Source organism: Proteus sp. fly-1013 (assembly GCF_040140245.1).
Classification (GTDB): Bacteria; Pseudomonadota; Gammaproteobacteria; order Enterobacterales; family Enterobacteriaceae; genus Proteus; species Proteus mirabilis_B.
The window spans coordinates 400,171-418,412 of the sequence record NZ_JBEEWD010000001.1 but is presented as its reverse complement, the minus strand read 5'-3'; the positions used below and the strand labels follow the sequence as shown (position 1 = coordinate 418,412).

The 18,242-nt window shown below is 42.7% G+C and carries 23 protein-coding genes; 1 reads left to right on the top strand and 22 read right to left on the bottom strand.

The genetic code is table 11. The features are described 5' to 3' along the window. Nucleotides 1–2 precede the first annotated feature (2 nt). From ABN236_RS01955 to ABN236_RS01865, 19 genes are all read right to left on the bottom strand, one after another. Nucleotides 3–815 carry a baseplate hub protein gene (locus ABN236_RS01955; RefSeq protein ID WP_109399457.1) on the bottom strand — a complete coding sequence of 271 codons (813 nt, stop codon included), beginning with the start codon at nucleotides 813–815 and terminating at the stop codon, nucleotides 3–5. Next, nucleotides 784–1,101: a phage baseplate plug family protein gene (locus tag ABN236_RS01950; protein WP_109399458.1), complete on the bottom strand. Its 318-nt coding sequence runs from the start codon at nucleotides 1,099–1,101 to the stop codon at nucleotides 784–786. Before ABN236_RS01950 ends, ABN236_RS01955 begins: the two co-directional genes overlap by 32 nt. After that, nucleotides 1,098–1,628 (bottom strand): phage baseplate protein, encoded by a 531-nt coding sequence (locus tag ABN236_RS01945; RefSeq protein WP_349473260.1) that lies wholly within the window; start codon nucleotides 1,626–1,628, stop codon nucleotides 1,098–1,100. Before ABN236_RS01945 ends, ABN236_RS01950 begins: the two co-directional genes overlap by 4 nt. Continuing rightward, entirely contained in the window at nucleotides 1,625–3,919 is a 2,295-nt protein-coding gene (locus ABN236_RS01940; RefSeq protein WP_349473259.1) for a coiled-coil domain-containing protein, read from the bottom strand. Before ABN236_RS01940 ends, ABN236_RS01945 begins: the two co-directional genes overlap by 4 nt. Before the next feature lie 85 nt (nucleotides 3,920–4,004). Then, nucleotides 4,005–4,463, bottom strand: coding sequence for a hypothetical protein (locus ABN236_RS01935; protein WP_100157940.1), 459 nt, complete (start codon nucleotides 4,461–4,463; stop codon nucleotides 4,005–4,007). A gap of 39 nt (nucleotides 4,464–4,502) precedes the next feature. Continuing rightward, on the bottom strand, nucleotides 4,503–4,955 hold the full coding sequence (locus ABN236_RS01930) for a phage tail fiber protein (protein WP_349473258.1): 453 nt from the start codon (nucleotides 4,953–4,955) through the stop codon (nucleotides 4,503–4,505). 10 nt (nucleotides 4,956–4,965) lie between these two features. Next, on the bottom strand, nucleotides 4,966–6,453 hold the full coding sequence (locus ABN236_RS01925) for a DUF3383 domain-containing protein (protein WP_349473257.1): 1,488 nt from the start codon (nucleotides 6,451–6,453) through the stop codon (nucleotides 4,966–4,968). Nucleotides 6,454–6,461: 8 nt separating this feature from the next. Beyond that, the gene (locus ABN236_RS01920) at nucleotides 6,462–6,977 is read right to left on the bottom strand and encodes a phage gateway protein (protein WP_349473256.1); all 516 of its coding nucleotides are present in this window, start codon (nucleotides 6,975–6,977) and stop codon (nucleotides 6,462–6,464) included. After that, nucleotides 6,964–7,335 (bottom strand): phage collar protein, encoded by a 372-nt coding sequence (locus ABN236_RS01915; RefSeq protein ID WP_161706919.1) that lies wholly within the window; start codon nucleotides 7,333–7,335, stop codon nucleotides 6,964–6,966. The genes ABN236_RS01920 and ABN236_RS01915 overlap by 14 nt, the downstream gene beginning before the upstream one ends. Then, the gene (locus tag ABN236_RS01910) at nucleotides 7,335–7,793 is read right to left on the bottom strand and encodes a hypothetical protein (protein ID WP_349473255.1); all 459 of its coding nucleotides are present in this window, start codon (nucleotides 7,791–7,793) and stop codon (nucleotides 7,335–7,337) included. The genes ABN236_RS01915 and ABN236_RS01910 overlap by 1 nt, the downstream gene beginning before the upstream one ends. Beyond that, complete coding sequence (locus ABN236_RS01905) at nucleotides 7,793–8,224, bottom strand: DUF4054 domain-containing protein (protein ID WP_080726878.1); 432 nt, start codon at nucleotides 8,222–8,224, stop codon at nucleotides 7,793–7,795. The genes ABN236_RS01910 and ABN236_RS01905 overlap by 1 nt, the downstream gene beginning before the upstream one ends. A gap of 2 nt (nucleotides 8,225–8,226) precedes the next feature. Beyond that, entirely contained in the window at nucleotides 8,227–8,568 is a 342-nt protein-coding gene (locus tag ABN236_RS01900) for a hypothetical protein (RefSeq protein WP_349473254.1), read from the bottom strand. Between the two features lie 69 nt (nucleotides 8,569–8,637). After that, the gene (locus ABN236_RS01895) at nucleotides 8,638–9,705 is read right to left on the bottom strand and encodes a major capsid family protein (RefSeq protein WP_349473253.1); all 1,068 of its coding nucleotides are present in this window, start codon (nucleotides 9,703–9,705) and stop codon (nucleotides 8,638–8,640) included. Further along, a complete protein-coding gene (locus tag ABN236_RS01890; protein WP_349473252.1) occupies nucleotides 9,705–10,202 on the bottom strand; it encodes a structural cement protein Gp24 in 498 nt (165 codons plus the stop codon). The genes ABN236_RS01895 and ABN236_RS01890 overlap by 1 nt, the downstream gene beginning before the upstream one ends. Further along, nucleotides 10,202–11,461, bottom strand: a complete 1,260-nt coding sequence (locus ABN236_RS01885) for a DUF2213 domain-containing protein (RefSeq protein ID WP_349473251.1) — start codon at nucleotides 11,459–11,461, stop codon at nucleotides 10,202–10,204. The genes ABN236_RS01890 and ABN236_RS01885 overlap by 1 nt, the downstream gene beginning before the upstream one ends. Further along, nucleotides 11,458–12,192 (bottom strand): phage head morphogenesis protein, encoded by a 735-nt coding sequence (locus tag ABN236_RS01880; RefSeq protein ID WP_349473250.1) that lies wholly within the window; start codon nucleotides 12,190–12,192, stop codon nucleotides 11,458–11,460. The genes ABN236_RS01885 and ABN236_RS01880 overlap by 4 nt, the downstream gene beginning before the upstream one ends. Before the next feature lie 16 nt (nucleotides 12,193–12,208). Beyond that, nucleotides 12,209–13,711, bottom strand: coding sequence for a phage portal protein (locus tag ABN236_RS01875; protein ID WP_196722171.1), 1,503 nt, complete (start codon nucleotides 13,709–13,711; stop codon nucleotides 12,209–12,211). Between the two features lie 4 nt (nucleotides 13,712–13,715). Further along, on the bottom strand, nucleotides 13,716–15,320 hold the full coding sequence (locus ABN236_RS01870) for a terminase large subunit (protein WP_074924317.1): 1,605 nt from the start codon (nucleotides 15,318–15,320) through the stop codon (nucleotides 13,716–13,718). A 207-nt stretch (nucleotides 15,321–15,527) separates the two neighbouring features. Beyond that, the gene (locus ABN236_RS01865) at nucleotides 15,528–16,538 is read right to left on the bottom strand and encodes a terminase small subunit (protein ID WP_349473249.1); all 1,011 of its coding nucleotides are present in this window, start codon (nucleotides 16,536–16,538) and stop codon (nucleotides 15,528–15,530) included. Between the two features lie 99 nt (nucleotides 16,539–16,637). Between ABN236_RS01865 and ABN236_RS01860 the strand changes: the two genes are divergently transcribed. Beyond that, nucleotides 16,638–17,066, top strand: coding sequence for a hypothetical protein (locus ABN236_RS01860; protein ID WP_349473248.1), 429 nt, complete (start codon nucleotides 16,638–16,640; stop codon nucleotides 17,064–17,066). 1 nt (nucleotide 17,067) lies between these two features. Here ABN236_RS01860 and ABN236_RS01855 read toward each other — a convergent pair whose 3' ends face one another. Genes ABN236_RS01855 through ABN236_RS01845 form a run of 3 tightly spaced genes read right to left on the bottom strand, consistent with a single transcriptional unit; the run spans nucleotide 17,068 to nucleotide 18,216 of the window. Beyond that, nucleotides 17,068–17,520, bottom strand: coding sequence for a lysis protein (locus ABN236_RS01855; RefSeq protein WP_349473247.1), 453 nt, complete (start codon nucleotides 17,518–17,520; stop codon nucleotides 17,068–17,070). 5 nt (nucleotides 17,521–17,525) lie between these two features. Further along, nucleotides 17,526–17,918 carry a M15 family metallopeptidase gene (locus tag ABN236_RS01850; RefSeq protein WP_502929604.1) on the bottom strand — a complete coding sequence of 131 codons (393 nt, stop codon included), beginning with the start codon at nucleotides 17,916–17,918 and terminating at the stop codon, nucleotides 17,526–17,528. Next, on the bottom strand, nucleotides 17,911–18,216 hold the full coding sequence (locus ABN236_RS01845; RefSeq protein ID WP_036908815.1) for a phage holin family protein: 306 nt from the start codon (nucleotides 18,214–18,216) through the stop codon (nucleotides 17,911–17,913). The genes ABN236_RS01850 and ABN236_RS01845 overlap by 8 nt, the downstream gene beginning before the upstream one ends. Nucleotides 18,217–18,242: the final 26 nt, after the last annotated feature.

Sequence of the window (18,242 nt, the reverse complement as noted above, 5' to 3'; positions counted from 1 at the left end):
GATTATGCTCGTTTACAGGTAGCCTGATAAAAGAAAGGATCATCATGTGAAGCAACATCAAATTTCAGTTGTTCAATGATATAGTCGCCATTAAGTGCAGAGTTGAATTTACTCTCGAGTCGAAGCATGCCCCCTAGTTCTGAGGCACCGTCAATCAAATAAGTGACAGATAGCCCTTTTTCAGTGGCTTTGGGTATACCGACCATGCCTGATTTCATGCTAAGAATGCGCAATCGCCCTTTTAAGGCTTGGTTATCATCTTTGACAAACAACGTATCATCATCAATAAAGGCTTTAACGTTTCCCGCTTCCTGCAGTCGTTGTACTTGCTGTAATGCTGAACCGCAAAAATACCAGTTGGCAATATTTTTATCGGTAGCTTGAAAGTCCAATCTAACCTTGCAATCCTTTGCCACCGATGACGCGATTTCGCTCATTTTCTGCATGGCGCCACCACTGGAAGAAACAATATCACCTGAGCTGGCGTTATTGGTTTTAGCCTTAATGGTTAGCGTGACATCAGGAGGCGAGGCAATTTCTGCACTGACAATATCACCGGTAAAAATACGAAATAATCCCGTATTGACGCGTCCTACTTCAAGGTAAAGACGGCGAGTTTGTTTGCTTTTATGATAAGGGCTAGTTTCAGTGAGAAGATAATCTCGAGTGTGGGCGTTTAATCCATCAATGCTAACTGTGCATTCATTTTGTAAAGGGTTTGCGTACTTGGTGCCGTTAGCTTTAATCCGCAATCCTTCATACCACTGCAGTCGTTCTGCGACTTCAATCCCCACCCGTATTCGTCGTAAGTCCATCTTCACTCCAAATAATTAATGATTGAGTTCTATCAAATAATTCATACCAGGGCAGAGCATCATTTTCTGTTATAAATGCTAAATTCGTGCCATCAGTCAGGTAGCGATAAGGAATGATAGGTGTGTTTGCCACCGCACGCATGCCCACGGCGATAACCTCACTTTCTCGTTCAATATCAAGATACATCGCATGTCGACCGGCTTTTATTGTTAGCGTCCAATTAACTCCCTCTAAATTGACGGATAAGCGTTGGTTTGGAATAGCTTTTAAAGGTATGACTTTCATGAGAAGCTCCAATCACCATCTGCGATACGTGTTGCCACCGAACCTTTCTTTTTAGTCTCCGTATCGGCTTCTTTTGTTTGCACATTTCCCCGATTTACGGTTGATGACTGAGCTGGTTTTTGTGTCGATCGAGGCGGTAAATCTCCGTATTCAGGCTCAACAGTGCGCCACTCAACAAACCGTAGTGACAGCTTTATCGCATCTATCATGTCAGGTATTTCATCATGATTAAAACCCGTCAATAACATCGGTTGATAGGTTTTTACTCGGGTTTGAATACCAACAAGTTTGTGTTCGTCAAAAGCTTGTTGCATCGATGAGAAGATGTTTTTCATCTCTCCCGTTAATAGCAAATCTATACCAATCTCAACGGGGTTAATGATCACATGATCACTGCGAGTTTCACCACTTTCAACTTGAAATTGTGTTGCCTTATGCTCATCTCTTACATTGATTTGAATCGGACTCACACTATCAAACAGTGTAGAAAACGACGCTAAATCAAATATTTTGACCTCTGTTATCATTTTGCTACTCCCGTTGAGTTTTGCTGATTAAAATCGGCGAGTTGATCTTGCAATGTGTCTTTTACACCCGACGCCATACCCTGCGCATCTGTGGCTTGAGTCTCAATCTTAATTTCTCCAATGCTTACGTTACTTTCATTCTTCACATTGGATTGATTACTAATAGCTTGGCTTGTAATCGGGTTCATCGCATTATTGGCTATCGCATCTAACTGTGCATTGGCTTGAGCAATAGAGTGTCTAACCGGTAGCTGTTGTGTCGTTTGGCTTTCTTCTTGAGGTATGGCATATTCAATCTCACCATTATCATTGACTTTTCGCTCTACGTTTTGATTGACAGTGATTTCTTCATCGTCACCGAACCCGAAAAACTCTTTAGCAGATTTCCAACCATTTTTAACTGCATCAAGCCCCGTATTTACCCAACCAATGATTTTTTTGACTTGCTCCCACATCCATTCAAACGCGCCCACAACGGCATCCGTCACTGTAGTAAAAACACCAGCAAAGGACTTACCCCACCCTGCAATGACAGAGATACAATTGATGAGAAACTTAACATAAGCTTTTAAACCTGTTGCCATTAAATCCCAACCAGCAACAACAATATCCGCGACAATCCCAACGATAACTTTTAGATATTCAAAGAGCTTTTTGAATGTTTCCCATAGTGCAAGAATGATGATTTTCAACTGAGGGTATTTTTCAAGAATACGCCCAATCATTGAATCGTTGCCGTCGATAAAGTTCATGATATCGTCATAAACAATTGCAAATGCCATCGCTAAAAGCGCAATAATGGCAATAATAGCGATAATAGGCCATGTTGCAGCAAGTGTTGCTGATGCAGCAGCTAACATAGGGGGAACGTAATACAGCGCTACAGCCAAACCAATGGCAGAGAAGAAGCCTATCAATAAGTTTTTATTTTCTTTGCAGAAAGAAATAAATTTAGTTAACCAATCTAGCCCCTTCGATAAAGCGGGGATCACCATTTCTAGAAAAGAATTTTTTAATACCCCCGATGTTTGCTGAAACTTAGACATTGCGGTATTGAATTTAATCGAACTTTCAATACTCTCTTTACTAATGCCTGAGTATTCTTTTTGAATACCCATTGTGCGCTCTAATTCTTTGCGCCCTTTCATCAATAACTCAATGGTTTTTTCGTCCGATACCCCCATGCCTTCCAGTGTTTTCTTCGCTTTATCAAAGCTCATGCCTTGAACTTTGTCCGCTGTCTGAAGTACTTTTTCCATTGAGTCTTTAGTGTTACCAAACGTATTGGCCATCGCTGATAAATCAGCCTGTGCGGATTCTCTAGAGCCTCCTAATTCAGCCATTGCACCAGAAAACGCATCAACATCTGCAGTTGCAACACCAATTTGTTTACCCAACTTATCCAGCGTTTCAATCTCTTGAGAACGAGAAACGGATTCGGCAAAAATACTGCCAATGCTCATCACAATACCAACAGCACCTAGTGCTTTTGTCGCAAACCCCGCAACCGAGCTTCCAGCTTCCTTGTATTTAGCCTCCGTTTCTGAAAGTTCTTTTTGTAAGTGATCCTGAGCCTTTGATTCCTCTTCAGTGGTTTTAATCCCTTTTGTACGCATAGTTTCAATAAATTGCGTATAGTCGGCATTTAATGCAGTAAGAATGACCTCAATGGCTTTCTTTCCCTCCCTGTTCTTTTTTTCTGCATTAGTGAGTGTGCTTAACTCATTATTCAAAGCCAGTAATTCATCTTGCATCTGTTGATATTGAGCATTTAACGCTTCGGATAAAACGCTGCTTTCATTTACGCCTTGTGATAATTCATCACGTTGGATATCAAGCAAGTTCATTGATGACTTTAGTTCATCAATTTTAGCGGTGACTGAGGCTATTTTTTCTTGTGTATCACCCGCCTCAACATCAATATTTATCGGCTCTCCTGCGGACAACTGTTCAATGCTGGCAATAATACTTTGAATAAAATCACTCACTGATTGCGAGTTGTCCGTCGCACTTTCTTTAATGCGATCTATCTCCGCAATCAGGCTGTCAGCAACTCCGGAAGTATCACTATTAACATGAATATCGACTGAGTTTGACGATAACTCTGTCAATTGTGCGGATAGATTTTGAATAAATTGAGTAAACCCATCCGCCCCCATACTTGCGGATTGTTGCGCCTTTTTCATCTCAGCGATAATGTCATCGGTCGATTTACTCACTCGATTAAACGCATCATCGGCTTGGCGGGTATCAAATTCAAATACCTGAACAAATGTATCTAGCAAGGCCATATGATTTATCCTTTCGATGAAGCCAGCGCTTCGTTATAACGATTAGTAATAGCAATTTCCCACAGGTCAAACGCCTCTTCTAAATCTATTGACGTTTTGAGTTCGGTGAGTGTGGCGAAACCGGCTGAGATGATGACGGCAAAGAAGCCATCAGCGTTTTTATAATCGACGGGAGTGAACCGGTGATTTTGTTGAGCAGGAATTGGAGGAAACCTTGGCTCCCGTCTTTGCCGAAAAAACTGGTGTTATACTTCAACATTTCCAGTTCTAGACGAATAAGGGCTTCACCATCGGGCACATGGTTATCAATTAATGTGCTGGTCTTCAGATAAATCTCTTGCCCCTCTTTTTCGACAGCAACATACGCCATCATCTTTAACATAGCTTCTTTGCTGACTTCATAGTCGCCAATTTTAGGCGCATTCGATAAAGGGTATTTTGCCAGAATTTCACGCCCAATCGTTGCCGGTAATCGGCTAATAATAAAGGTGTGCTCTTCACGATCAGCATCGGTGATCGTAATTTCTTTCGGTTTAATTAACATGATTAATATCCATAAAAAAGGCGGAATAACCGCCTAGAATTAACGTGCGCGAGTGCGGTCGAAGTCTTGAAATACGAAGGTATACGCTTTGGATTTGTGTCGTCCTGCACTGGCAACAGAGCTACCACGACTACCATTAGTGATTTTGCCGTTACGTGCCGTGGTTGTTGAACCATCACCATACGAGGCAACCATGGTGATAATATCCCCTGCATGTCGTTGTCCACGTCGTGCGGTATTCGATTCCAGTAAGATAGCGAGGTTTTCGTCTTCTTCACTGCCCGCTAACACGTTAATGGTGACCGTTTGAGGTGTTGGCGTTGACCATGTCACCAAATTACCGTTGATATCCATTCCTGTTTGCGCAATGTCCACGGCAGGCAAATCTAATGGATCGGCATCATCTGCGAAGACGGTAATTTGAATACCGGCAGGAAAAGTTTTATGAGCTTGAATAACAATACTCAAGCCAGTTGCTGATACATCATGCATATTGTGTTCCTTACACTAAGTTGTGAGAGCCTTCGACTTTACGAACCCAGTCGCCCTTACCGTAAATCAATACATATTTCATTACGTACTCAGGCAAATCAGAGGGGCCTGTGTTTTCGACAATTTGAGCGTTGTACCAATAACCTTTGTTTTGTACATCGTGCCACGCTAAATCATCACCAGAAGCGTCTGTCACCGCGATTTTTTGCACATCAGTTAAGGTTTTTCCCGCTAGGATCGTGCCGTTATTAATCGCCTTGGTCACCGCCCCTGCAATCACCATCATTGCACGTGCTTCACCGTCTTTATTGGCGGGTACTCCACGTGTGGCCATCAACAAACTAAACCACTGTTGCGCGATGTAGGCTTTTAACCATTGCTCATTAGCATGGACACTCATATCTAATGGGTTGGCAACACCACCACATAAGAAACCCCGTTGATAGAAACTAATATGTGAACCCGATACGGCCGTTTCTCCGTAATAGTTCACTCGTAGTTTATCTAAGCGATCCGCATCGATATCGGTCGTAATTTGCGATGGGAACGTGACACCAAATTGACGATACATATAGTTTGTTGTCGCATTGGTGCGGTCATAATCTGTGGCTGACATAATGGCCATCGGTAACGCTTGAACAAAGAAGTTATCCGCTGTTTTCAGATTTAAGCCCGTTGAAGCCGTACCCACCAGCGCCCCGCTAAAATCTTCTGCATTTTGATTGGTCACAGACAAGTGCAATTGATACTTCACGTTTTCACCTGCCACGTACTGCGCCAACTCTACGGCATGCTCTAATGAGAGTTCCGTTAAAAATGTTGCGCTACCAAATGAATCTGAAACTGTTTCAGAAGCGATAAAGGCTTGTAACGGGGTTTGCGCTGGATTACCGGCTGATGATGTGCCGTGGCTAATATTCATTGCATCAGCAAGCACCGACTGGCGTACACTAATATCAGCACGCTCTTGTACACCACCGCTAATGACAAAGGCACTATCCAGTGAATTAAACGTGACATAGGCGCTAGCAAATTGAGGCTCGCTTTCTGCATTTAATTTCGCTTGCACAGCTGTTGCAACATCCGCGTATGACGTACTTTCAGAGAGATCAATTCCAGTGATTGTTTTGGTCACCTTGCCAATAGAGATATTGAGTTCACCCTCATTAATCAGTTTTAAATCAGCTAAATCGCCTGTCTTTTCGCCAAACAAGGTAGGCGCTCGACCAACAGGCTCATAAGAGGCAATTTGCAGTTCTTTCGGCTTACTTGCCGGTGCTGGACTGACATAGCTGAAATACTGACGCGCAAAATGCGCCTCGGGGGAGTCAGTACCCAATAAGTCATCCACTTGGCCACTGGCAAACTCAAGTACTTTACCAGCAGGAATTTTAGGGTTTGTTGAAAAAATACGAGCCGTGAGCTTACGCATCGGTACAGCTGACGCGCCAATCACCGCACTCGCAATATCGACATAGCGAGTTTGTTTGATAGACATAACGTTCCTTAAATACGATAGATATCGGGATACAACGCACTCACGGCGTCTGTATCAGGATGAAGTGTGCGATTAAATGTCACATTGAAATCAAATGAGGGGTTTTGTTCGTAGTTGCCCTGGTCATTCAGAAAATAAGGTGTTCGAATACCGGTTGCCCGTTGAATGCCAATACCTTGTTTCCGGAGTGCTTCAACAAAGGGTAATGAATTGGCGATCATTCTAACAATCGCGGTAATATCACTCGCTGAATAATGGCCTAACTGGGTAACGAAAGCCTGAACTTGGTACGTTTTTTCAGATAACTGGTTTTCTTGGTGATTGGCTTTATTGCCTTGAACGTTATATTTACGCCCTTGCCAGCCGTAGCCGTTTTCATTAATGGGAAAAAACATCACCATATTATCTTCACGACCTTGCTTTGTAGATTGGAAACCTGCTTTAACAGGGATCTCAATACCGACTTCTTTTAACTGCAACAAGAGTTGTTTGCGAATAGCAACATCAACCTCATAATCCGTCATAAGTACCCGCCTCGATACAGATCACCGATTTCCAGCCATCTTGTTCGTACCAGTCTGCATCACCCACAACATCGTACTTCTTACCATTGAATACGAGAAAATCAGGGGATGTACCACGTTGCACAGCTTTAATATCATGAGAGGTATATAAGCGCCGGTACACTTGGCTCGTATCTAATCCCATTGATTGAACATCTTGGGTATCGACCGCCTGCCAACTGCCACGAACTTCTACTGGATCGTAATAGTAATTCTGGTCATTCCCTCTATCATCAGGCCCACGTTCTTTAAATCGAAACCAGAGCACCTTTTGCTGTGGAATATAACGTGAAGCAATACGATTTAAGTTACCAAACATTATTTATCCTCCACGACAAATGATACGGCTTGAAGCATTTGACCGGTATCGACTAACGGCTTATCGGTGGCCTTACCTTTACTATGGCGACGTGCTCTTGCTTTGACCGTTGACTCCTCCAGTGCCGGTGTTGTGACTGCTTTTATTGCCATTTTCACATCGCCCGCAACCGTCGCACCAATTTGTGTCAGCCCATTATCCAGCATGATCTTGCCTTTAACAGACGCTTTTACTGCTCGAAAAATTAACTGACTATAATCCTGCTTTTTGTCATTCATGGTCGGACGTAAAAATGGGCGAGGAGGAATGCCACCAGCCGGATAACCCAACTCTTGAATAGAGGCAACATAAGCAATCGGTGTTCCATCGGGATATTTTGCGTGTTCAAAGAAACCAACACTTAATCGCTTTTTAGCCAATTCATCGTAAACCGCTTTTAATTGCGCTAATTTAGTCATTAACGTAATCGCCCTCCTCGTGTGAATCGCCCACCTACACCACGAAAGGCAGAACGCTCACCGCCACCACCGAAGTATTGAGGTACACTACAACGCTTAATTAGCGCTAGAAACTGCTGGCCAAAAGTGGTCATTTTGAACCAGTGCGACCAGTCCGAACCGGCAGGCGGTGCCGTAAATGACACGCTTACCTTATCGATAGTCACACTCGTCACCACACCGGTAGGCGACTCATCATCAGCAATCATTTTTCTGAGTGTTAGCATGTGTGCAACAACTAGCATCCACAGCTCGTTAGTGCAAACACCCTTACAGGCAGAGAAATAGTTCAACGCAGATTGAGCAATGATATCTATTTCATCATCACCCACACCGTTAAACTGCGGATAGAGCACACGGAATGACGTTAAAGGAAATGTGCTCGTCTCCATGATCACTTACCTTTTTTGTTGGTTTTAGGGACGTCTAACTTTTCAGCCTCTAATGATTCAGGGGTGTCAGGGGCTGATTGGTCGCTGGCTTCCATATCTGTGGCGACTTTTTCAGGATCTTCTTTACGATGCTCAACGGTAATAAAGCCATTCTCACAATGAAGATTGAAAACGTGATTTTCTTTGAGCTGTTTATATTGCTCATCAGAAATTTCTGTCACACGGCCACGGGGTGTGTACATGTGTTTGGTCATCACGTTCGCTTGACCGGCAATAAACACTTTCCCGTCTCTCACGGTATAGTTCTGGTCATTTGATAAGGTGCAATATGCGTAAAGAGGCATGGAATGCTCTCCTGTTATTTGGATATAAAAAAGCCCTCAAATGAGGGCGCAAAAAGAGAAGTGGTAAGATTAAATGCCAGTTAAGCGTGTCACCGCCCACGGACGAGTCACAAACACACCCGCAGTCGCATTGGTTGCATCTTCCATATACCCTTTAATTTGGTTGAGTGAACCTAATAACTGGTATTTCACAGGCACGACTTGCAAGATCACCGCACTGGTTGCTGTTGAACCATCATCAATGCTATCTGCGAACATATAGGCCACATCAGCCCCACCATTTGCGCCAACAAATTCAGGAGAGAAAACCAGACGCATATTTGGATAGTTTTCATTTATCCATTGTTTGACTGTCTCACCGCGTGCCACCGGATTAGCCACATTCAGTGCAGAACGAAAGCCTAACGGCAATGTTAAGGTGATTGGCGTATCATCTTTGATAATACCGCCAGAGCTCGTTTCAATACGCGAGAACATATCGGTAATATCAGCAGTAATATCTGCAAATGTTCCGCTTTTCCATTTACCCTTTGCTGTTTCATAGGCAGGCAAGTTAGGCTCATTCATCAAACCAAAGACGCGCGTTTCAGGGCTATTAAACCCGTAGTAACCCACGCGCTCACGGCCTTGTTCTAATGATTCAGTCACTGAATTGCGCTTTTCTTCCATCGCAACAAAGCCTGCAGACGATTGGCGCGCTTCTTCTAATTTCCCCACTTGGAAACCTAATTCGAAACGGACAAGACCACGGCGTTCTTGGTCTTGCGCATAAGACGCTAATGGCACATTGGTATGATCACCATAAAGTTCGGCTTTACCGGTTGGTGTCGCCACATTCAGAATGATCTCTTCATCATGCCATTCACCTGCATTGACGATACCGGTGATTTCATCTAGCACACGAACGCGCGTTGCGGTACGAATGACTCCGGGTAAAACGTGTTGCAACATTTCGCGTTGAATTAAACCGCCTTGCATTGCACCACCGCTAATCGCGGAGTCCATCGCAGAAAAACCACCAAAGCCGATTTGCGCTAATTCCCCGTATGTCCATTTCTGAACAGGGTTAATATTCAGTTGGCCATGTTTTTTGACATCACGGCCAGACATGTGAAACTTAATTTTACTGACTGGCATTATTCACCTTCCTTTGGAGATGCTGGATATGGGATTTCTGTTAAACGAATAATGCCCAAGTGAGCACTTTCTGTTGACTCAAGGTGTCGGCTGATAAAACCAATGACACGATCACCTGCACTAATGGTAGCTTTAGAAGATAGCGAGCCGTCAACTTCATCAAAAACAACCGGTGCGTTGATTTTTCCTGCCACTTCTTTTAGTTCAACGAAAACTTCCCCCATTGTCAGGAATTCACCTTGCGTACCGTTACGAGCGAATGCTTCTTCGATACGATAGGCTTTAGGGTTAATCATGATCCCCGCAAATGCCCCTTTACCCCCAACTTGAACAGACTCCACCGAATCATCTTTGTAGGTATAAGCGCGACCGAAAATATTCAGCTTTTCATCTACTGAACTAAGAATTGCTGAAACAGCGCGAATAGGGCCTGCATGACTAATTTCACCGACAACACCAGAAATTAAGCCATTTGCTACTGAATTAGGAATTGCCATTATTTAGCTCCCCATTTATCCATAATTGATTTATTACTCACTGCAGAGTCCATTGTTGAACTTTGCTTTTGAGAATCAGGAACACGTCCTTGCATCCAAGCATCGAGAGCAATGGCTTCGGTACCTTTACTGCATTGAATACCCAGCTTCTCAACACCGTATTCTGCGACTTGTTGTTGAGTCATGGCGGAATGGTCAAACACACCAAGGAACGGCGTTAACTTATGCGCTAACGAATCACGCGCACCAATTTGTTTGAGTAACTCACCCGTATCCATTGCCGGTTTTGCTTTCTCTAATCGCTTAACTTTACGTTTTAGCGATGCCATTTCATCCATTGCGGTAATGCTACGGTTTAGGCGTTTTAAACGACGATGAAGGCCATCGGTAGTGGCTTGGTCAAGATGCTCTTTGGCTTCTTCAATCGCTTCGACTGCAGTTTCAATAGCGACCTCGGCTTTCTCAACTGCCTCGGGTTCACCTGATTCTGCTTCTTCTGTCGCGATTTCGGCCTTTTCCACAGCATCTTCAGCTTTCTTCTCTTCGTCAGGGTCTGAATCAGTTGAAGGCTTATCTTTATCTTCTAGATCATCATCTGTCGCAGGTTTAGCGCTGGTGATTGCTTCTTTGATAATGGCTTTTAACGCTTCCAATTGCTCGGGCGTAAAGGTACCTTCATCAGCTGTTTGTTTCTCTTTGTTATCTTCTTCGTTCATGCGAATAAGTTCCTTTGTGTCTATGGTAATAACGGAATGATCTTGCACAGCAACATCAGCGCCTGTGCGCCCTTCATCAACTAACGCAAGATGGTTGGCTCTAATATGCCGTTGTATGGCGTCATAACGTTCACCGTTAAATTCGCCCGGTGTGAAATCGTAAACACAGCGATAACCCGGAGATAATTCAATTTTCCCTCCATCAATTTGGTTAAGCGCTGAATTAGACAGGATTTTGATATTGCCTCTGAGGTAGGGATATTCAAAATAGACTCGCTCCCCGATTACCCCTTGTATCCCCTTTGTCTCTGCGGGTGTGCCGTCTTTCCCTAACATTTCATGCTCATCAACAAAGGGCATTAATTTGAAAGAATTAATTGTCTCTGTGCTGGCCAATTCTTCTTGTGGGCGATACACCTTGTAAATTTTTTCGGGTATCGGTGCGCCAATTTCAAACCCTAAATAATCAAAAACCCCAACTTTAGAGATGGGGTTATCTTTCACTTCTAGCCAGCCATTTAAATCATATTGTCGCTTTGTCATGTTTCCTCACCGAAATCTATTACTGGTGTCCAGAAGCACTTACAACCCGGCTCCTCACCCGGCAAACCTCTCCTTCCTGTTTTTTTGTTAATTATAGGAGGATTGTCTAAATCAAACTCCTTACCATCTAACTCAAGATGTAGCTCCCTAGGTTCTGCACTACCGTTTGAATGATGCCAAACTGCTTTACGAATACCCGCAGATTTCATACGAGCGTAATTACATGCAGTTGTAATCTTTCGTGTTTGGTCAACAGCAATAAAGTTTGCTCTACTTTCTGTAACGCTACCCGTATCCCTAATTTCCTCTAATAGCGTCTTTGCGCCCTCACCACCTTGGCTAATAGAACGTAATGCAACACTTTCAATACGTTGATGAAATTGCAGTGGAATAGATTTAATTAACGATACGTTTTCAGCTGTAGAGGCAATAATTTTATCTTTCAGGGCTTCGGGCATGGCTGGGGTTTTGATGGTGCTCCCCCCTGACAACTGTTTGAGAGAATCATCTAAATTACGCTTTGCGCCTATATCGACTTGGGAAACGAATTTATCTGCAATCTCTGTGGATTTTTGTTTAAAAATCTTATCCCATTTGCGTTTTAGCCGGTTAAGCCAGATGCGTGTTTGACTGGCAAAACTGGCATCCATCGTAAGACCTTCAAAGTCGTCATTTAATTCGCTAAACACTTTTTCATAGTCTTTAATCATTGCATTAATGAGTCGTGACATGTCACCTTGATAACGACTAGCTGGGGCGACTGAATACTGCAGAGGTTTCCCCTTCATTACTGCTTGGCGAGAGGTTGCCCATTGTGCTCGCTTCGTTCGTACTCGTATTCGCCTCGACATAATCTGCCTCGTTCACTTCAATGCCGTAATAGCTAGACGCTTTATTGCTGGCCAGTTTTTTACGGATATCTAACCCATCTATCGCACCAGTCGAAGCCAGTGCCACATCGGTCTGCGCTTCTTTCAGTTCAATATCCGCACTCTCAACAGCCGTTGGGCTATCAAGTGGCGCCCATGTGATAGAGATTTCTGTCACAGGTAAACCATCGCTACGCATTAACATGTCGTAATGGCGCTGTAATAGCTCTTCAAGGTCGTTTGATTGGATACTTTCAAGCTCTTCGCGGTAATTGGCTTCTTCGTATTCCCCCGTTGAGTTAAAGCCTTTCGGTGTAGTGCCTAATAGCTTTGTTGCCGGTACATTGGACGCCGATGCCACCAGCTGATATTGCGTCATAATCGTGGCGTCTAAATCCGCTAATGAGGTGTCGAACTGTTGAACTGTGTCACCACTGCCCGTCATTTGCACACCGTAGTTATCGCGCATCTCCATAAAATAGAGCATGTTTTCATTGATAATGCTCTTATCTGCCGACTCAAGGTCTGCGATCCCCATTGTGAGTAAACGCTTAGTCATTGCCAATTGTGGCGCTTCATTGGCAGTACGTTCTGAAGCATAGACACGCTCATAAATGCGCTCAGGAACAGAAACACCAAAGTAGTTGTACATTGGCTTAAGCACGTTAGGCACAGGAAACGGTACAAACTTAATAAAGTGAGACTTATGATACTTACGCCCACCAATCACATAATAGGTTGGCTCGTAGAAATCCATGCTAGCAGGATCTTGAACATTGGCATCCGTTAAATCAGCCGTTACCCATTGAGGATCAATCTGTTTAATCCCCTTGTACATGCCTTTGGTCACACCATCGATATTAAACGGGTTTTCATACCACTCTTTCGGGTTTGATGTCTCCACAACGAATAATGCTAAACGACCACCGTATACACGCCCAAAGTGAACAAGTTCTTTAAGCTGATGTGTAATGCGGTATTTTTTATCTCGTTTGCGAAGCTTTTTACTGATAGCACGATCATCGTCGTTATCACAATCAATATCGTAACCCTGACGTATCGCATCACGCGCGGGCATATTACAGGCTTTATCCACCAGCCAGTGTTTAGCGATAACCGCACACATATTGTTGCCGATAAACATTTGTGAGGCATACCATGAGGCCTGTGACTCTGGCACACCGTAAACCTGCTCACCTTTAAATGAGGGCACATAGCTATCAATGCTATCCATCGCAATACCTGCAATTGTGGGTTGCGGTAAATTAATCCCATCAAAGCCTCGCTCTCGCGCCAGCGCAGGATATAAGTCAGTTGTGAATGCTGACCGTTTAACCGGTGCGAGTGGTTCTGTTTTTCGCCTCTTAAACGGCCACCACATAGAATTACCTCTTAGTTGTGAAGAAACTACCGCTTCTTTTCTCAGGAGATTTAAGAATGACTAAGCCATCAGCGCAGTTGGGAGACTTAGCACCGTTAGGTTTTTTATCAACGACGATTTTACCTGCTGAGTTTTTTGTGTACGTTGGCTGGCAGAGTTCGGAAGTTAATCTCGATAAAGATGACATTTTTGAAGATAACGAAATAATCTCATCAGGATCATATTTCATACCATTAACCGCTCTATGGGTATTTAAAAACAATGTCCGCAAATGCCACCAAGATTGAGATTTAAAGTTTTGGAAAAAGTCCTTATTCGTAATATTTCTACCGCTGGCATCTTTCATTAAAACCTTATCCGGATTTAGTACACCAGAACTTCCTTTGTAAGCAGAAAAGGTAACAGGATTTAAACCAGCTAACTTCCGTTCTTCATTGACTTGTCTTGAATCACCACGACAACCGGCACCAATACCATCAGCATCATATAAAACCTCACTACAACCATAATCACTGGCTAAATTGATTGCCTTAACCACGGTTTGGTAGATATCAGCACCTTTCCCACTCCACTCTTCACAAGCATCTACCAATATTCCTTTACCTGATACAAAGGCATTTTTATCTATACCTTCGTCAGCTACGTCAAGAGCACCAAGACGCTTACCTGTTGGTTCAATTCCCAACTTGATATGTGCGTCTATTGCAGACTGTATCCATGCAGAAGGAATAATCACCCCTTCAACGGATGCGTTGTAATCTATATCTATTTCTTGAGCGACTGTAACGGGATCTAAAACTTCAACCTGCTTGTCGTACCATGCTTGGTCTTTCCTTGGATCTTCTCTCCAGTGGAATGTAAATACTGGTATTTTTCCGCTATGCCTACGGATAGCGAAGCTATTAGCATTTCCATTTGGCGTTGAAATATCTTGTCTGCAGTTAGTTGTGGCTGATAAAGAAGCGTCAATAAGAGATGGCCGTTCGAGGAAAGCGGACTCATCAACAATATAAAAACTTACGCGATCCCCTCGCCCAATACCATCACCACACTCACCCGATATGATTGAGTCAGTATGAGGAAATTTTATTCTCATGTGTGGTGCGTCTTTGTTTCTATTCCAACCAAAACGAAATTCAGCCGGCAGATAAGACATGAAGATACGGGCTTTCTCTAACAGTGATTTAGGTACCCCGATTTTATCGACATACTCTTCTTTACGACTACCTATGCCGACACTAATACCACGATTGAAATTACATACAGTGCAAGATAAGCCGACCGTTAGCCAACTCATACCCATATCACGCGTCTTTTCTGTAATACCAGGCTCTTGCCCTTTCCATCGTTCGATAAACCATTCAATCCATTCCTCTTGTCGAGGAAATAATAAAAATGGGATATATGACGGTAATCCTCTCTCAGGGTTTCGTGGGTCATACGTCATTCCCCAATCAATAATAAATTGAGCTGGATTATCTTTGTAATAAGCGTTGAGTGCTGGTATAGCTTCTGGATTTTGGCGAATTCGTGTTAATCGTTCCATTCGCCATTCAAATACCTGCGGGTAGTCAGGATTTTTAAAATCAAACGGGAATGGGATTGGCATAGTAAATTTCTTTAATGCAATATCTATTTAACATAATCGTGCTTACACGCCCTACCGAAAATCAACTGAGTGTATTTTCTATGTGTAAGCGCTATTTATCTAAGTTATCTATTGAAATGAGTGCAAATTAGAATGAATAAAACGTGCATAAAATAGGTGTGATTTTGCATAGCCTAATTTTTCAATGAAACCGCTATTTTTATCAATTTACCCCATGATTTGCTTATATGCGTCAGATGCTTCTTGAGGTGACAAGTTAGCTATCTCTGTTTTGATAGGTCCACCATCGGCACCCGTTAATTCCGTCTTGTTCTTCAGCATACCTAAATGCTGTGCAACCATCTTAAGCGCTTCATCTTGATTACGAATGATAACCTCAACACCGAACTTACCTTCTTTCACGCCAGCAAATACTCGACGAGCTGACCCTGTTAAATCACGCGTATCATGAAAGTACGCACGACCAATACCGGCACCATTACAACGAGGGCAATCAGGATTTGGATCTAATGTTTCATCGTAACCGTAGCCACCCACATCTTGTGGAGGAGGTTTATTGGCTGTGAGCGCTTTTTTAGTAGCATCTTCAAACTCTATTGAATCACGCCACTGGTAATTGAAACCAAAGCCCCAGCAATGACGACAACATAATCGTCGGTATTCGGTCAACTCGTTAATGTCTGCAGTTGCGATATCCCACCATATTTTTAATACAGCATCTTGAGTTATCTCTGTTCTGCGTTCCCGTTCTGCTAATGCGTCAGTGATTGCTCGTGAAACCTTAGCATTTCTTAGCATGCGAGTAGCATTTACATAAGCTGTATTTCCTTCGCCTTTATAACCGGCTCGCTTATATGCTCCTGTTCGATTTAAGTCGATAAGGTATTCACTAACAAATTTAATCTGTTGTTCAGTTAGCTCGTAATTGCGCAGACTAAACGTGTTTTCATCATCATGCGCATTACTTGATTCATTACTCTGCGCATCGGGTATATCACTCTTGCGCATTGGCTCTTTTGCGCATTCTTTTTTCTGCGCAGTGCGCAATTTCTTGTGCGCAGTTTTTTGCGCATTCTGCGCACTGGATATTTTGATATATCGTCGGGCTGTTGCGTAGTTTAGTTCCTTTAGTTCGCACCACTCTTTAGGGGATATTCCTGTTATAGCATGTTCGGCGAGGAACTGTTGTTGTAGCATCCCCCAATCCGGTTTTGCCATTGTGTTTATCTCCTTAGCCTATTAAAAAGCCCATTCGTTAAAATAAGCTTTGTAATGAGTTATATTGACTTGCTAAACGTTAATTTAAGGAATGTATTAATGAAGATTAGTAAAATAATTGAATCAATAAATAGATATGCTGAAAATTTAAATAAACTCTTTGATAAAGTACCATCAATTAGTAAAAGAATTAGTATCATAGTATCAAACTTAGCAGCTTATACAGTGGTAAATGGTTTAATTCTCCTTATAGCAATCAGGGCATCATGTAAATTTCCTAAGCCACTAGTTACCCCATATGATGTAAGTGCTATTTTTATCGCTATGCTGTTTTTTTTCTTTATAAATGATGTTTTTACTAATCACTTTCCGATAAAACCCAAAAAAGATGAAAAATTCACTTTAAAACTAGTTTTCATATATATATGTTTTGCTATAGGTTCAATACTTATCACATGGTTATATGGTGCTTCTATTTATCAACCATTAATCTCAATGCCTGATAGTATTTTTGAATGCACATCATAAATTAATAATCAACTTTACACTCCGTTCTCATGTAATCTTGTAGCCCTAATATCATCTGCTCTGACTGGGCAATTCGCTCTCTGAGTAACCAATAATTTCGGATAGCGGTGTCAGTAGGTCGGGCGGTGGTTGCATTATCCACGCCGGAGGTGGCAACGCCTTCGGATTTTGGACAGTTGGCTTTGATGTACACCCGTTCAGGATGACGCTCACTAAGATCACGTAACCGACTAATTTCAGTTCTAGCATTATCGAGTTCCTGCGTATGTTTTACATCGAGATCATGAAGGGATTTTATGCGTGCTTGGTAATCTTGATTGATATTGACTTGCTCATTGAACGAACTAGTAAGTAATTTGTGATTAGCTTTTAACGTTCCATAGTCATCTATTACCCACCAGAGCCAGAACGCCAATACTACACAACCACCAGCGAGTAATTTGGTGATATTCATAGACGTTACGCCGGATATGATTTCCACGTTAATTGAAAATGAGGGCCATCTTTGAATGAATCCCAATTACCACCCCACTCAACATCAATGCCAAACTCTTTACCAGCTTGGATCATCGCATCAGCCACTTTTTTAAAGTATGACCATTCTTGCCAAGGTATTGAGCCATTCACAATAGGTGCACAATCCACGGCATGGCCAGTAAGATGCCGACTATTCATTGTTCGACTTTTACCATTAATGACCAACTGACGTTGACGAGCTTCATTACGCTTGCCTTCAATAACCATAAAATCGACATCGGTTAATTCAAGTGCTCGTCGAGTTACTTTGACTAAATCAGGATGAACACCCTGCATATTCTTTTCACTACGTGTACTAAATACAAATTTACTCACCGCTAACCTTCCTTAAAAACCGTTTTTCTAGTGTTTTAATTAACTCAGCTCCAGACCAACCGGCTAAACCAGCAATACCACCAGCGAGTTCTGGAACCCACTCATAATAGCTAGACGCTAAGTACACCATTGCGCCAGCAAAAATAGAGACGATAACTTGAAGGAAAAATACACCCCAACTTATATGCTCCCCATTCAACGCTTTATATGCACAACTAGCTGCAGTGCCTAACAAAGTCATGACGCTGATAAGTATGCCCACAAGCCAGTTATAGTTATTGGGGTCTTTATATGGCATTTTCTTCATACCTCCCCCTTAGCTTG